At 54.5% G+C, this 14,981-nt stretch carries 14 protein-coding genes; all 14 read left to right on the top strand.

All coding sequences use genetic code 11. The features are described 5' to 3' along the window. Positions 1-39: 39 nt before the first annotated feature. The 14 genes from B9L19_RS12850 to sigE all read left to right on the top strand — a co-directional run bounded on the left by B9L19_RS12850 (position 40) and on the right by sigE (position 14,970). Positions 40-1,974 carry a stage V sporulation protein D gene (locus B9L19_RS12850; protein ID WP_047753386.1) on the top strand — a complete coding sequence of 645 codons (1,935 nt, stop codon included), beginning with the start codon at positions 40-42 and terminating at the stop codon, positions 1,972-1,974. A gap of 123 nt (positions 1,975-2,097) precedes the next feature. Further along, a complete protein-coding gene (locus tag B9L19_RS12845; protein ID WP_025949759.1) occupies positions 2,098-3,567 on the top strand; it encodes a UDP-N-acetylmuramoyl-L-alanyl-D-glutamate--2,6-diaminopimelate ligase in 1,470 nt (489 codons plus the stop codon). Continuing rightward, positions 3,564-4,019 (top strand): hypothetical protein, encoded by a 456-nt coding sequence (locus B9L19_RS12840; protein ID WP_025949760.1) that lies wholly within the window; start codon positions 3,564-3,566, stop codon positions 4,017-4,019. The genes B9L19_RS12845 and B9L19_RS12840 overlap by 4 nt, the downstream gene beginning before the upstream one ends. After that, positions 4,004-4,978, top strand: coding sequence for a phospho-N-acetylmuramoyl-pentapeptide-transferase (gene mraY / locus B9L19_RS12835; protein ID WP_025949761.1), 975 nt, complete (start codon positions 4,004-4,006; stop codon positions 4,976-4,978). Before B9L19_RS12840 ends, mraY begins: the two co-directional genes overlap by 16 nt. Continuing rightward, the gene (gene murD, locus B9L19_RS12830; protein ID WP_025949762.1) at positions 4,979-6,334 is read left to right on the top strand and encodes a UDP-N-acetylmuramoyl-L-alanine--D-glutamate ligase; all 1,356 of its coding nucleotides are present in this window, start codon (positions 4,979-4,981) and stop codon (positions 6,332-6,334) included. A 52-nt stretch (positions 6,335-6,386) separates the two neighbouring features. Further along, entirely contained in the window at positions 6,387-7,487 is a 1,101-nt protein-coding gene (gene spoVE / locus B9L19_RS12825) for a stage V sporulation protein E (RefSeq protein WP_025949763.1), read from the top strand. 212 nt (positions 7,488-7,699) lie between these two features. Continuing rightward, positions 7,700-8,485: a cell division protein DivIB gene (gene divIB, locus B9L19_RS12820; RefSeq protein WP_198527174.1), complete on the top strand. Its 786-nt coding sequence runs from the start codon at positions 7,700-7,702 to the stop codon at positions 8,483-8,485. Further along, entirely contained in the window at positions 8,466-9,170 is a 705-nt protein-coding gene (locus B9L19_RS12815) for a DUF881 domain-containing protein (protein WP_025949765.1), read from the top strand. Before divIB ends, B9L19_RS12815 begins: the two co-directional genes overlap by 20 nt. Positions 9,171-9,198: 28 nt before the next feature. Continuing rightward, positions 9,199-9,915: a DUF881 domain-containing protein gene (locus B9L19_RS12810; RefSeq protein ID WP_025949766.1), complete on the top strand. Its 717-nt coding sequence runs from the start codon at positions 9,199-9,201 to the stop codon at positions 9,913-9,915. Between the two features lies 1 nt (position 9,916). Then, positions 9,917-10,279 carry a small basic family protein gene (locus tag B9L19_RS12805; RefSeq protein WP_025949767.1) on the top strand — a complete coding sequence of 121 codons (363 nt, stop codon included), beginning with the start codon at positions 9,917-9,919 and terminating at the stop codon, positions 10,277-10,279. A gap of 195 nt (positions 10,280-10,474) precedes the next feature. After that, positions 10,475-11,743 carry a cell division protein FtsA gene (ftsA, locus tag B9L19_RS12800; RefSeq protein ID WP_025949768.1) on the top strand — a complete coding sequence of 423 codons (1,269 nt, stop codon included), beginning with the start codon at positions 10,475-10,477 and terminating at the stop codon, positions 11,741-11,743. 27 nt (positions 11,744-11,770) lie between these two features. Further along, positions 11,771-12,904, top strand: coding sequence for a cell division protein FtsZ (gene ftsZ / locus B9L19_RS12795; protein ID WP_047753383.1), 1,134 nt, complete (start codon positions 11,771-11,773; stop codon positions 12,902-12,904). 379 nt (positions 12,905-13,283) lie between these two features. Continuing rightward, on the top strand, positions 13,284-14,198 hold the full coding sequence (spoIIGA, locus tag B9L19_RS12790) for a sigma-E processing peptidase SpoIIGA (RefSeq protein ID WP_047753382.1): 915 nt from the start codon (positions 13,284-13,286) through the stop codon (positions 14,196-14,198). 52 nt (positions 14,199-14,250) lie between these two features. Next, complete coding sequence (sigE, locus tag B9L19_RS12785) at positions 14,251-14,970, top strand: RNA polymerase sporulation sigma factor SigE (RefSeq protein WP_025949771.1); 720 nt, start codon at positions 14,251-14,253, stop codon at positions 14,968-14,970. Positions 14,971-14,981: the final 11 nt, after the last annotated feature.

Here is a 14,981-nt window from a genome sequence, read left to right as displayed (position 1 = left end):
TATAGTGGAACGAGCCCACCATGAAGGAGGTTCCGCCATATGCGCGTATCGTACGTTACCGTGCGCAAGCGGTTGACGATCGTGTTTTTGATCGGGATTTTGATCTTTGCCATTATCGATCTCCGTCTCGGCTACGTCCAATTTTGGCTCGGCGATCTATTAGCGGAACGGGCGAAAGGGCTATGGGGCCGGAACATTCCGTTTGAGCCGAAGCGAGGCGAAATTTTGGACCGCAACGGCGTCCCGCTGGCGACGAACATGAGCGCGCCGACGGTGTATGTCATTCCGCGGCAAGTCAAAAACCCGGCAGAGGCGGCGAAAAAGCTGGCCGGGGTGCTGGGCGGTTCGGTCGAATCCATCTATAAACAAATCACGCAAAAAACGTCGATCGTCCGCCTGAAAGAAGGACGGAAAATTTCCGATGAAAAAGCGGCGAATGTGCGCTCCCTCGACTTGGATGGGGTGTATATCGCTGAAGATACGAAGCGCTACTATCCGTTTGGCAGCTATTTGTCGCACGTGCTCGGCTTCACCGGCATTGACAACCAAGGGCTCACCGGGTTGGAGCTGTATTATGACAAGGAGCTGAGGGGCGAGCGCGGCTCCGTGCAGTTTTATTCCGATGCGAAAGGGCGGCGCATGCCCGATATCGCTGATGACTATACGCCGCCGACGGACGGCTTGAATTTGGTGTTGACGATCGATTCGCGCATTCAGACGATCATGGAGCGCGAACTTGACATCGCGGAGGCGAAATACAATCCGGATGGCATCATCGCCATCGCCATGGACCCAAATACGGGTGAAATTTTGGCGATGGCGAGCCGACCGACGTTTGACCCAGCAGATTACCGGAGTGTTCCTCCGGAAATTTACAACCGTAACTTGCCGATTTGGAGCACGTACGAACCGGGATCGACGTTTAAAATCATTACGCTCGCCGCGGCGCTTGAGGAACATAAGGTGAATTTGCTGAAAGACCATTTCTTTGACCCGGGCTACGCCAAAGTAGCCGGCGCTACGCTTCGCTGCTGGAAAAAAGGCGGCCACGGCGATCAGACGTTTTTAGAAGTCGTGCAAAACTCGTGCAACCCGGGGTTTGTCGAGCTTGGCGAGCGGCTTGGAAAGGAGACGTTGTTTCGTTACATTAAGCAATTCGGTTTTGGTGAGAAAACGGGCATCGACTTGCAAGGCGAAGGAACAGGCATTTTGTTTGATTTGAAACGGGTCGGGCCGGTGGAACTGGCAACGACGGCGTTTGGCCAAGGAGTGTCGGTGACGCCGATCCAGCAAGTCGCTGCCGTATCGGCGGCAATCAATGGCGGCATTTTGTACACTCCGTACATTGCCAAGCAGTGGGTTGATCCGGAAACAGGAGAGATCATCCGCCGCAACACGCCAAAAGCGAAACGGCGCGTCATTTCCGAGGAAACATCGAAACAAGTCCGCTACGCACTTGAGAGCGTCGTCGCTCAAGGAACAGGGAAAAAGGCGTATGTCGAAGGGTATCGCGTCGGTGGAAAAACGGGAACGGCGCAAAAGGCGCAAGGCGGCCGCTATTTACAAAACAACCATATCGTTTCGTTCATCGGCTTCGCTCCGGCGGATGACCCGAAGCTTGTCGTGTACGTCGCCGTCGACAACCCGAAAGGAACGGTTCAGTTCGGCGGCACGGTCGCTGCCCCGATTGTAGGAAAAATTATGGAAGATAGTTTGCGCACGTTGGGCGTGAAGCCTCGCAAAGACCAGCTCGAGAAGGAGCGCGACTGGAACGAGCCGAAAGTCATTGAAGTGCCAAACTTGATCGGAATGACAAAAAATGATTTGCAAGAGCAGCTTTTTGACTTAAAATTAGATGTTAGTGGCGAGGGAGATGTCGTTGTGGAACAATCCCCGAAGCCAGGGGCGAAAGTGAAAGAAGGCTCAACGGTCCGCATTTATTTGGCGAAACGCGAAGCGGCGGAAGAACGGTAAGACACGGTAAGACGAACGTGCAAGGGGCGACCGATGCGATGACACATCGGGTTGGTTGTGCCCCTTTTTCCGCTGTCTGCCTAACGGAGCGGACGATTTCGAAGCGAAAGGGATGAACGAAATATGAAACTGCTGACGCTGCTGTCACACTTGCCCGGTTTTTGGGGGCACCATGGAGGCAATCCCGATATCGTGGCGCTCGAAATGGACTCGCGCCGCGTTGCCTCCGGTTCTCTCTTTTTTTGCCTTAAAGGGTTTACAGTAGACGGACACGATTTTGCCGAGGAAGCGGTGGCGCGCGGAGCGGCGGCGATCGTGGCCGAGCGGCCGCTTTCCGTTGATGTTCCCGTTGTTCTTGTGTCGGACAGCCGGCGGGCGATGGCGATTTTAGCGGACGCGTTTTACGGGCGGCCGACCCACCGCCTTCATTTAATCGGAGTGACAGGCACAAACGGCAAGACGACGACAACGTCGATCATCGAACAAATCGCGAGAAAATCCGGCAAGAAAACAGGGCTCATCGGCACGGTTCACATCAAGGTCGGCGACTGCTCCTATCCGGCGGCCAATACGACGCCGGAGTCGCTCATTTTGCAGCGCACGTTTAAACAGATGGTCGATGAAGGAGTGGAGTTTGTCGCCATGGAAGTGTCGTCGCACGCGCTGCACCAAGGGCGGGTGCATGGCTGTGATTACGATGTGGCCGTCTTTACGAACTTAACGCAAGACCATTTGGATTATCACGGGACAATGGAAGAATATCGGAACGCCAAGGGGCTTTTGTTCGCCCAGCTCGGCAACCGCTACGACGAACGGCGGCCGAAATTTGCCGTTCTCAATCATGACGATCCGGTTTCGCAGTATTATAAACATATGACGGCCGCGCCGATCGTCACATACGGAATGAGGGAAAAAAGCGATGTGATGGCGGAACAGATCCGCATAACCGCAGGCGGCATGGCGTTTCGGCTTTGCACGCCGCATGGGTCGACGGCGGTCGAAACGAAACTTGTCGGCTCGTTCAATGTCTATAACATTCTCGCCGCTGCCGCTGCCTGTCTTGTCTCTGGCTTTTCGCTTGAAACGATCGCCGCGGCGCTTGCGGATGTCGAGCCGGTGCCGGGGCGGTTTGAAACGGTTGATGAAGGGCAAAACTTTACGATCATCGTCGATTACGCCCACACACCGGACAGTTTAGAAAATGCCTTAAAAACGGTGCGCCAATTGGCGAAGCGAAACGTCTATGTCGTCATCGGCTGCGGCGGCGACCGCGACCGGTCGAAACGCCCGCTCATGGCGCAGGTGGCGGTGCGGTATGCAGATGTCGCTATTTTTACCTCCGACAATCCGCGCTCGGAAGACCCGAAACAAATTTTGCGCGACATGGAAGCGGGAGTAAGCGCTGAGATCGGAAAGCATGTGACGATTCCTGACCGTGAAGAGGCGATCCGCTACGCCATTGGCCAGGCGCAGGAAGGCGATGTTGTGTTGATTGCCGGCAAAGGGCATGAAACGTATCAAATCATTGGCAATGATGTGATTGAGTTTGACGATCGTGCTGTTGCCCGAGCGGCAGTGAAGGAGAGAGGATGAGGATGATCGCGTACAGGATGGTGCAATCGATGGCGGTGGAGGCGCGCGGCATTGTCGATGAAACGATTCGTTTTCATGCCGTGTTCGTCGATCCGATCCAGCAGGTGAAGAAAGGATTGTTCGTCCCGCTTGAACGTGGGGCGGAAACATTGAAAACAGCGATTGAACACGGGGCGATCGGTTCGTTTTGGCCTCTTGGCGAGCCGTTGCCGCGCTACATTCCTAACCAATTTCCACTTTTTTTCGTTCCGTCGCCGCTCGAGGCGGCAGCGGCATTGCTTGAGCGGTATTTAGAGCAAGGCGGCGAGGGGGAGGCGCAGTTTTTCTTCGAGCTTCCCGAAGACAGCCCCATCGCTGGGGAGGCCGTGCGTCGCCGGCTGGCGAAATTGAAGAAGCGATGGCTGGACGCTCGGCCGTTTAAAGGATGTGACAATGCATGCGAGAACAAGTGATCATCATGGCCATGGCGGCTTCCTTTCTCATCACTGTCATTTTATCGCCGCTGTTCATTCCGTTTTTGCGGCGGTTGAAATTCGGACAAAGCATCCGCGAGGAAGGGCCAAAGTCGCATCAAAAAAAATCAGGCACGCCGACGATGGGCGGCATCATGATTTTATTGGCGATTGTGGCGTCGACCCTATGGATCACGCCGAAAATCGCCGGCTTGTCGACGAGGACGTATTTGCTGTTGTTGGTCACCGTCGGCTATGGGGTGCTCGGCTTCCTCGACGATATGATCAAAGTCGTGATGAAGCGAAATCTTGGCTTGACGAGCCGGCAAAAGTTTATCGGCCAGCTCCTTATCGCAGCCATCTTTTTTGCCGTCTACCGCCAAAGCGGCTTTTCGACGGTTTTACATATCCCTGGCGCCGATTGGTCGGTCGACCTTGGATGGACGTACGGTGTGCTCTTGTTGTTCATGCTTGTCGGCAGCTCGAACGCTGTCAACTTGACCGATGGGCTTGACGGGCTGCTTGCCGGAACAGCGGCGATCGCCTTTGGCTCTTATGCTGTCTTGGCTTGGAATCAAGGCCAGTACGATGTCGCTGTATTTTGCGTTGCGGTTGTTGGCGCCGTGCTTGGCTTTTTAGTGTTTAACGCCCACCCGGCGAAGGTGTTTATGGGCGACACCGGCTCGCTCGCACTTGGCGGTGCGATCGCCGCTGTTGCTGTCCTCACGAAGCTTGAGCTGTTGCTTGTCATCATCGGCGGTGTGTTTGTCATCGAGACGCTGTCGGTTATCATTCAAGTGGCTTCGTTCAAAACGACGGGACGGCGCGTGTTCCGCATGAGTCCGCTTCATCATCACTATGAGCTTGTCGGCTGGTCAGAATGGCGGATCGTTGTGACGTTTTGGGCCGTCGGCCTTTTATTTGCGATGCTAGCAATTTATATCGAGGTGTGGATGTAATTGAAACCGACTCGTTTTTATCAACATCGTCATGTACTTGTCATTGGATTGGCGAAAAGCGGAGCGGCGGCAGCTCGGCTTCTTGCGGAGTTAGGCGCTAAGGTCGTCGTCAATGATCAAAAGCCGCTTTCGGAAAACATGGAGGCCAAGCAGCTTGAACCGCTCGGTATTCGCGTCGTTTGCGGCGGTCATCCGCTTGAACTGCTTGATGAGCCGTTTGACCTTGTCGTGAAAAACCCGGGCATTCCGTACACGAACCCAATGGTGAAAAAGGCGCTTGAGAAGGGGCTTCCGGTTGTGACCGAAGTGGAGCTTGCTTATCACATTTCCGAAGGGCCGTTTATCGGCATCACCGGGTCCAACGGAAAAACGACGACGACCACGCTCATTTACGAAATGTTAAAAGCGGATGGCCAAGATCCGCTGCTTGCCGGCAACATCGGCCTTGTCGCCTGCGAGGTGGCGAGGGAAGCGAAGCCGGGGCAATGGCTTGTCACGGAACTGTCTTCGTTCCAGCTTGCCGGCATTGACAAGTTTCGCCCAGCCATTGGGGTTTTGCTCAATATTTTCGACGCCCACTTGGACTACCACGGAACGAAAGAGGCGTATGCAGCGGCAAAGGCGAACATTTTCCGCAATCAAACGGAGCGCGATTATGCCGTCGTCAATGCCGACGATCCGCTCGTGATGAACATTGCCTCTTCAGTTCGATCGCAAAAAGTGCTGTTTTCGGCGACGAAGCTTCTTGGCGAAGGGGCGTACGTTCAAGATGGCGCCATCTATTGGAACGGTGATCCCGTTATCAGAATCGCTGACATTGTTCTTCCTGGACAGCACAATTTGGAAAACATTTTAGCGGCGGTGGCGGCCGCCAAGCTGGCCGGCGCCGGCAACGAGGCGATCGTTCAAGTGTTGACGACGTTTGCTGGCGTAAAACATCGGCTTCAATATGTGGCCGAAGTCGACGGCCGGCGGTTTTACAACGATTCGAAAGCGACGAACATCTTAGCGACGCAAAAGGCGCTTTCAGCGTTCGCCGGCGAGCCGGTCATTTTGTTGGCCGGCGGGCTTGACCGCGGCAATGAGTTTGATGATCTTCTCCCGTATTTGCAACAGGTAAAGGCGGTCGTACTGTTCGGCCAGACGGCGGATAAAATCGGCCGCATCGCCCAAAAAGCGGGAATAGAAACGATCCGATATGTCGATAATGTGGAAAAAGCCGTCCCGGTTGCTTTCGAGCTTTCCGAGCCGGGCGACGTCATTTTGCTCTCTCCGGCATGCGCCAGCTGGGATCAATACAAAACTTTCGAGGAGAGAGGGGACATTTTTATCAACGCCGTGCATAAGTTGAAATAGAGGGAAAGGGACAGCCCTTTCCCTCTAGTTTACAAAATAGAGGTGTTGGACATTGCCGCGGAAAAAGTCTGCGCCAGATTTTTTGCTCATTATTTTGACGTTTTCGCTCTTGGCCATCGGACTTATTATGGTGTACAGCGCGAGCGCCATTTGGGCGGAATACAAATTCAACGATTCGTTTTTCTTCGCCAAGCGCCAGCTATTGTTTGCGGGCGTGGGCATGATCGCGATGTTTGTTGTCATGAACATCGATTATTGGGTGTGGCGCGACTGGTCGAAAGTGTTGCTTGGCGTCTGTTTTGTGTTGCTCGTTCTTGTGCTCATTCCCGGCATCGGCATGGTTCGCAACGGGTCGCGCAGCTGGATCGGCGTCGGAGCGTTTTCGATCCAGCCGTCCGAGTTTATGAAGCTGGCGATGATCGCGTTTTTGGCCAAATATTTAGCGGAAAACCAAAAGAAGATTACGTCGTTTAAACAAGGATTGCTGCCAGCGCTTTTGCTTGTGTTTGCCGCGTTCGGCATGATTATGCTGCAGCCGGACTTAGGGACGGGCATTGTTATGGTTGGGACGTGCGTGACGATGATTTTCGTCGCCGGCGCTCGGCTCAGCCATTTTGCCGGGCTTGGCGTTTTGGGGCTCGCTGGGCTTGCCGCCCTCATCCTGTCGGCTCCCTATCGAATCAAGCGGATTACATCGTTTTTAAACCCATGGGAAGATCCACTTGGAAGCGGATTTCAAATCATCCAGTCGCTGTACGCCATTGGGCCGGGCGGCTTGTTCGGCCTTGGGCTCGGACAGAGCCGACAAAAGTTTTTTTACTTGCCGGAGCCGCAAACCGATTTTATTTTCGCCATTTTAGCCGAAGAGCTGGGCTTTATCGGCGGTTCGCTCGTTCTTTTGCTCTTTGCCCTTCTTCTTTGGCGCGGCGTGCGCATTGCCCTTGGCGCCCCTGACTTGTACGGAAGTTTTTTGGCGCTTGGCATTATTTCGATGATCGCGATTCAAGTGATGATCAATATCGGCGTTGTGACGGGACTGATGCCCGTTACCGGCATCACGCTCCCGTTTTTAAGCTACGGCGGATCGTCACTGACGTTGATGCTGATGGCCGTCGGCGTGCTGCTTAATATCAGCAGGCATGCCCGGTATTAGGCAAGCGGCGGATGCCCGCCGTTTTTTTGGCGTCTCTCGAACGCAGCCCATCGTCGAACGGTGCCGGCAAATGCGATAAAAACAGGCTCTCTCTTACATTCATTTGTGATATAATGAAAATAAGTGCAAAAACAAAGAAACGGCAGCGGATGCCGTTTGTTTTTATACCGGTCGTTTCAGCGCGGGCGTTGAAGAAGAAAGCGGGGAATGCGATGGAAAAGGGAAAAGTCGTCGTCCTGGAGGACCGCGTGCCGAAACTGAAGGAGCGGCGCCGCCAGAAAGCGAACCGCCGGCTCATTGCGTACTTATCTTTCTTTTTTCTATTTATTTTGTGCGTCCTTTACTTTGAGTCGCCGCTTGGCGCTGTCGGGCATGTGGAAGTGAGCGGCAACCGTCATCTCACAGCGGAGCGCATCATCAGCTTAAGCGGCATTACGAAGCGGACAAGCTTTTGGAAAGTGAATGGACAAAACGTAGAAGAAAAGCTCACTCGCCATCCAGAAATTAAGGAGGCAACTGTGGAAAAACAGCTGCCGAACACGATCGCCATCCACGTCCGTGAATGGCGGCGAATCGCTTATGTGTATGACCGGCAAACGTTTTTTCCGTTGCTTGAAAACGGGCGGCTGTTAAAGCAGGAAGGGACGAAGACGGCGCCGAGCGATGCGCCGGTGCTTGTCGGCTGGAAAGACGGCGACGCCATTGCGGAAATGACGGGGCAGCTCGCCGAACTGCCCGCGGCCGTGCTGGGCGCCATGTCGGAAATTCACTACAAGCCGACGAAGGAATATGAAGACCGTGTCATCGTCTACATGAATGATGGTTATGAAGTAAGCGCGACCATCCGGCAATTTGCGGACAAGCTGTCGCATTATCCAGCGATTGTCGCCGCGCTTGACCGAAACGTCAAAGGAGTCATTCATTTGGAAGTCGGCAGCTATTTTGTTCCTTACTCCCCGCCGAAAAAGGAGGATGGCGATGAAACGACAAGCCCGTAGCCGCCTCCTGCTGACGTTGATCTGCTTCATCTTCGGCGCCATGCTCGGGTTCTCATACCAACATGCGAAAAATGAAGCATCCCGCCGCGAATGGAGCGACAGCGAGTGGAAAAAAGAGTACGAGTATCGCTCGGCGCTTCTTGCTTTGCAAAAAGAAAACCGGTCGCTCAAGCAGCAGCTTGTCAAAAAGCAGGAGGAGCTGGCTGCATGGGAGAAGAAGCTGGCCAAGGAACAGGAGAACGAGGCCGGATTGGCAAAAGAAGCGGAACAGCTGCGCATGCATGTCGGAAAAGCGAGGGTGAAAGGGAAAGGTGTAGCAGTCACCCTTTCCGATTCCTCTTATATCCCCTCTGAAACGAGCGCTACCAATTATATCGTTCACGAACAGCACGTATGGAAAGTTGTTCACGAGTTGCTCATTTCCGGCGCCGAAGCGGTCGCGATTAATGGGCAGCGCATTTCCCACCGTTCATACATCGTCTGCAACGGCCCAGTCATTGAGGTCGATGGAACGCAGCATGCCGCTCCGTTTGTCATTTCGGCCATTGGCAATCCGAACGTGCTCATGTCCGCTCTAGAACTTCCCGGCGGCATCGTCGACGAACTTGCCGAAGACCATATCGACGTAAAAGTGGAAAAACAAGGAGCGATCGTGTTGGATCCGGTGTTTGCGCCCGAGCCGTAAAACGGGCGGAAAGGGGCGATAAAGCGCATTGGAACGGAAACATCGATTCTATTTTGCCGGCGTAGCTGCCATATTCGGTATGATGCTCGCCGTCGGGTTTCGGACGACGCTGCATCCGGAAGGACGCGACACGCGCGACATTTGGGAGTTGCGCGCCGATTTGACAAAAGAGCAGAAGCTTGAACAACGGCTGCTTGAGGAGCTAGAGAGTTACGAGGAAACATTGCGCCGCTACCGACGGGAACACGAGGCGGGCGGCGCGACAGAGCTTGAAGCGACAGTCGCAAAGCTGAGGGAAGAAGCAGGGCTGACAGAAGTGAGAGGAAGCGGTCTCGTGTTGACGATCGCGCCGCTTTCGGCGGCCGGCTACGTTGGTCCGGCCGTTGCCACCGTATCGCCCGAGCTATTGCAACGGTTAGTGAATGAGTTGAACAAATACGGGGCGAAAGAAATCGCCATCGACGGTGAGCGACTGACGAACCGGACGGCCATTCGCGATGTCAATGGCGCAACGAAAGTCGGGAGCCGCTCCGTGAGGCTGCCAGTCGAAGTGAGAGCCATCGCCGATGATGCGGACAAGTTGTACAGCGGACTCGCCGTTTCGCCGATCCGCGATGATTTCGCCGTGGAAAACTTGGAGCTGTCCATATCCAAGCCCCAGCCGCTCGTTGTCATTCCGCCCGCGGCTAGCCGCCCTGATGTGAAATACATGGAGACAGAAAACGGCGGCAAGGAGGAGAAATAGCATGTGGCTTCCGCTTCTCGGATTGCTTCTTGGGTTTGCCATCGGGGTTCTCGCTGGCTGGGAAGTTCCCGATGAATATTCCCATTATTTGTCGATTGCCATTTTGGCCGCCTTTGATACATTAATCGGAGGATGGCGCGCCTACCTGCAGCGGACGTACGACGAAACCGTATTTATAACCGGGTTTTTTTTCAACATTGTTCTGGCCGCAACTTTAACTTTTCTTGGGGTGCATCTTGGTGTAGACTTGTATTTAGCGGCTGTGTTCGCCTTCGGCGTCCGCTTGTTTCAAAACATTGCCATCATCCGCCGCCTTTGGCTTGCCGAGTGGGCCAAGCGGCGGTACAATCGCGAAAAAAGTTAGGCTAAAGACAGGGAAAGTGTTTTCGCGTGTTGAATTATATGGGGTAAAACAAAATATCGTATTGTTGCGAAACTCGCAAACTAGACATAGACCAATAGACAAAGAGATGGGAAATTTCAGCCGAAAAAGGAGGTGTCGCTGCTTACTGAAACGCCGGCCGGCACCGGCGCGTTTTTAGTAGGCAGATGCCAAAAAATGAGCAGCAATGAGATCGTCGTTAGCCTGGATGTCGGAACATCGAGCGTGAAAGTCATCATCGGGGAAATGCTAGGCAGCTCCATCAATATTATCGGGGTGGGCAATGTCAAAGCGGAAGGGCTCAAAAAAGGGGCGATTGTTGATATAGATAAAACGGTGCAGTCGATCAGACGAGCCGTCGAGCAAGCGGAGCGGATGGTCGGTTTATCGATCCGCCGTGTGATCGTCGGGGTGGCCGGCAGCCATATTCAGCTCCATGACTGCCACGGCATTGTCGCCGTCGCGAGCGAAAACCGGGAAATCAGCGATGAAGATGTCGCCCGCGTCATCGATGCCGCGCAAGTCGTCTCGATTCCTCCCGATCGGGAAATCATCGGCGTCGTTCCGCGCCAGTTTATCGTCGACGGGTTGGACGGCATTCATGATCCGCGCGGCATGCTCGGCGTCCGCTTGGAAATGGAAGGCACTATGGTGACGGGTGCGAAGACGGTATTACATAATCTCCTTCGCTGTGTGGAGCGGGCAGGCTTGGAAATCAGCGATATTTGTCTTCAGCCGCTGGCGGCCGGTTCCCTCGTGCTGTCCGATGACGAACGGCATTTGGGGGCGGCGCTCGTTGACCTAGGAGGCGGCTCGACAACGGTCGCTGTCTTTGAGCAAGGGACGTTGCAAGCTGTCTCTTCTCTGCCGGTCGGCGGGGAGCACATTACGAAAGACTTGGCTATCGGATTGCGGACGACAACGGACGATGCCGAAAAAATCAAACTGAAGCACGGACATGCATTTTACGACTACGCTTCGGAGGAAGAAGTATTCAGCGTGCCGATCATGGGCACCGATCAACACCAGCAGTTCAGCCAGCTGGAGATCGCCGATATTATTGAGGCGAGACTGGAAGAAATTTTGCAAATGGTTCAGCAGGAAGTGCGTCGTCTCGGGTTTCGCGATCTCCCCGGCGGCTATGTGCTGACCGGCGGTGTTGCCAATATGCCAGGGCTGCTTGAGCTGGCCCACGTCGTTTTAGGGACGAGCGTCCGCATTGCCATGCCGGATTATATCGGTGTGCGCGACCCGCAGTATACGATCGGTGTTGGCTTGCTCAAGTTCGCCTACCGGCAGGCGCAGCTGCAAGGAAAAACGGTCCCGGTTGCCGCTGCGGTGGAGCCGGTCGAGCGCTCCTCGCCAAAACAGCAGTCGAAACCGAAAAAGAAAGAAGACCATTTTGGGAAGAAGGTCAAGAAATTTTTCGGTTCTTTCTTTGAATAGAGATTGAAATTTTAGGAGGATTTGGCCATGTTGGAGTTTGAGACAACAGTCGATCAGTTGGCAACGATCAAGGTGATTGGAGTCGGGGGCGGCGGCAACAACGCCGTCAATCGGATGATTGAGCATGGGGTGCAAGGTGTAGAGTTTATTGCGGTCAATACGGATGCACAGGCGCTCAACTTGTCGAAGGCGCCGATCAAGCTGCAAATCGGCGCGAAGCTGACACGCGGCTTGGGTGCGGGGGCTAACCCAGAAGTTGGAAAAAAAGCAGCTGAGGAGAGCAAAGAGCAAATTGAAGAAGCGCTTCGCGGCGCCGATATGGTGTTTGTCACCGCTGGCATGGGCGGCGGCACGGGAACTGGGGCGGCGCCTGTCATCGCCCAAATTGCGCGCGAGTTAGGGGCGCTTACGGTTGGCGTTGTTACACGCCCGTTTACGTTTGAGGGGCGGAAGCGGGCGACGCAGGCCGCAAGCGGCATCGCCGCCATGAAAGAGGCGGTCGATACGCTCATCGTCATTCCGAACGACCGGTTGCTTGAGATTGTCGACAAAAATACGCCGATGCTTGAGGCGTTCCGCGAAGCGGACAATGTGCTGCGCCAAGGGGTGCAAGGCATTTCCGATTTGATCGCCGTGCCGGGGCTGATCAACCTTGACTTCGCTGATGTGAAGACGATCATGTCGAATAAAGGTTCGGCATTGATGGGGATTGGCATCGCCAGCGGCGAAAACCGAGCGGCTGAGGCAGCAAAAAAAGCCATTTCCAGCCCGCTGTTGGAGACGTCGATCGACGGCGCGCAAGGGGTGCTCATGAACATCACCGGCGGCATGAACTTAAGTTTGTACGAAGTACAGGAGGCTGCCGACATCGTCGCTTCGGCGGCCGACCAAGAAGTGAACATGATCTTCGGCTCCGTTATTAATGAGAACTTAAAGGACGAGATCATCGTGACGGTCATTGCGACCGGATTCAACGAAAACGTCGCTTCGCAGCCGCGGCCGCCGCGCGTCGGCATCGGGACGGCGCCGAAAGTGACGCCGGGGCCGAAGCGGGAAAAGCGTGAAGAGCCGATGCAAGACTATGCGGCGCTCCGCTCGGGGCAAGCAGAAGATCCGCTTGACATTCCCGCTTTCCTGCGCAACCGCAACCGCCGCCGCTAGATGGCGAAACGAGGGTGTCCCAAAAGCAACGGGACACCCTTTCTTCATCACAAGATGCATGCACGGACGTACACGAAGCACTTTGGTGAAACAATATATTGTATCTCTCTTAAAGACAGACGATCTTTTGAGACAGCCTCGCTTTTCCGATTAGGACCAAAAACTTTCTCGCGTTGGCCGCCCGCTCTCTCGCAACGAAAGGGCGAAAAAGAGAACGCAGGCTAGGCTTTCGTGCCGGCCGATTTGATCCGCCGTCGTTCTCCCTGTTTTGACAAAACATCCCCTTTTTCACTGCCACCGATTGACAGACTTTCCCCCACAAAGTGCTATATACTTGTTTCAGACAAAGCCGATGTGGGCGGGGGGAGGGGCTTGACGGTTGGTCGTCTATCTCGATGTCATTTGGTTGTTGAATGTCTGTTTTGACGCGTTGCTTCTTTGGCTGACGGCGCTCATGCTCAAGCGGCCGATCGTCTGGTGGCGCCTGTTGGCCGGGGCGTTGATCGGTTCGCTGCTCGTTGTGCTGCTGTTTACCCCGTTTTCCGCCATCGCCCAGCACCCGTTGATGAAAGCAGCCGTTTCCGTATTGATCGTGTGGGCCGCCTTCGGCTTTAAGCGCCCGCGCTATTTGCTTGAGAACATGCTGGCGTTTTACTTTGCTACGTTCGCTGTCGGCGGCGGCATGCTGGCGGTTCATTATTTTTTCGCGCACCAACTGTCCGTCCGCCAAGGAATGCTCCTCATGCATCATCCCGGGGCGGGCGATCCGGTCAGCTGGCTGTTTGTTGTCATCGGGTTTCCGGCTTTATGGCTTTTTTCCCGCCGAAGGGTGGAGACGATTCGCGAAAAAAAACTGCGGTTTGAACATATCATTGAGGTCAAGATCGTATGGGACGGGCGGCCGCTGATGCTGCGCGGCTTGATTGACAGCGGCAATCAGCTCGTCGATCCGTTGACCAAAACACCGGTGATGGTAGTCGAACAGGAAAAAGCGAAGGCCGTGCTTCCGGAAGAGCTATTGGGTTGCCTCAGCGCTCCCATGATGCTGGCTTCCCCGCCGGAGCGGTGGGTCCATCGCCTCCGTCTCATTCCGTACCGCGTGGTCGGCAGCGGTTCACAAATGATGGCGGCGGTCAAGCCAGACTGCATTATGCTTCGATATGAAAACGAATGGTTGGAAGTAGTGCAAGGGCTTGTGGCGTTAAGCGCTGATCCGCTGTCGACGGATGGGGAGTACGACTGCATCGTCCATCCGAAAATGGTGCAGGCGGGAAGGAAGCTGACTGCTTCATAGGGTTTGTTAGTATATCATACTCGCTTTTGATCCGTTTAGAAGGGGGATTTTCATGAAAAAGTGGAAACTTCGTTTCATGTACTGGCTGTATAAGCTTTTGGCCAAGCTCGGCTTGAAGGCGGATGAAATTTATTATATCGGAGGCAGCGAAGCGCTCCCGCCGCCGCTGACAAAGGAAGAAGAGGAGCAGCTGATCGCCAGGCTCGCCGCCGGCGATGACACGGCGAGATCGCTTTTGATCGAACGCAATTTGCGTCTTGTCGTCTACATTGCGCGCAAGTTTGAAAACACTGGCATTCACATTGAAGATTTGATCAGCATTGGAACGATCGGCCTCATTAAGGCGGTCAACACGTTCAACCCGGAAAAGAAGATCAAGCTGGCGACATACGCGTCGCGCTGCATTGAAAACGAAATTTTAATGTATTTGCGCCGCAACAACAAAGTGCGGGCGGAAGTGTCGTTTGACGAACCGCTCAATATCGACTGGGACGGCAACGAGCTGTTGCTTTCCGACGTGTTGGGAACGGAAGACGACGTGATTACGAAAGATTTGGAGGCGGATGTCGACCGGCGCTTGCTCTTAAACGCCTTGCGCCAGCTGAGCGACCGCGAGAAGCAAATTATGGAATTGCGCTTTGGCCTCTCCGGCGGCGAAGAAAAGACGCAAAAAGACGTCGCTGATTTGCTCGGCATTTCGCAATCGTACATATCGCGGCTCGAGAAGCGGATCATTAAACGGTTGCGCAAAGAATTCAATAAAATGATGTAGCGGGCGGCGGG

It is taken from the genome of Geobacillus thermocatenulatus (genome assembly GCF_002217655.1).
GTDB classification, from domain to species: Bacteria; Bacillota; Bacilli; order Bacillales; family Anoxybacillaceae; genus Geobacillus; species Geobacillus thermocatenulatus.
Note: the sequence above shows the minus strand (reverse complement) of the source record. Positions and strands in the feature narration are given on the sequence as shown.

Bases quoted from the DNA above. Each gene is read 5' to 3' on its own strand.
- B9L19_RS12850 (WP_047753386.1), top strand. From the start codon at position 40: ATGCGCGTATCGTACGTTACCGTGCGCAAGCGGTTGACGATCGTGTTT.
- B9L19_RS12845 (WP_025949759.1), top strand. From the start codon at position 2,098: ATGAAACTGCTGACGCTGCTGTCACACTTGCCCGGTTTTTGGGGGCAC.
- B9L19_RS12840 (WP_025949760.1), top strand. From the start codon at position 3,564: ATGAGGATGATCGCGTACAGGATGGTGCAATCGATGGCGGTGGAGGCG.
- mraY (WP_025949761.1), top strand. From the start codon at position 4,004: ATGCGAGAACAAGTGATCATCATGGCCATGGCGGCTTCCTTTCTCATC.
- divIB (WP_198527174.1), top strand. From the start codon at position 7,700: ATGGAAAAGGGAAAAGTCGTCGTCCTGGAGGACCGCGTGCCGAAACTG.
- B9L19_RS12815 (WP_025949765.1), top strand. From the start codon at position 8,466: ATGAAACGACAAGCCCGTAGCCGCCTCCTGCTGACGTTGATCTGCTTC.
- B9L19_RS12805 (WP_025949767.1), top strand. From the start codon at position 9,917: ATGTGGCTTCCGCTTCTCGGATTGCTTCTTGGGTTTGCCATCGGGGTT.
- ftsA (WP_025949768.1), top strand. From the start codon at position 10,475: ATGAGCAGCAATGAGATCGTCGTTAGCCTGGATGTCGGAACATCGAGC.
- ftsZ (WP_047753383.1), top strand. From the start codon at position 11,771: ATGTTGGAGTTTGAGACAACAGTCGATCAGTTGGCAACGATCAAGGTG.
- sigE (WP_025949771.1), top strand. From the start codon at position 14,251: ATGAAAAAGTGGAAACTTCGTTTCATGTACTGGCTGTATAAGCTTTTG.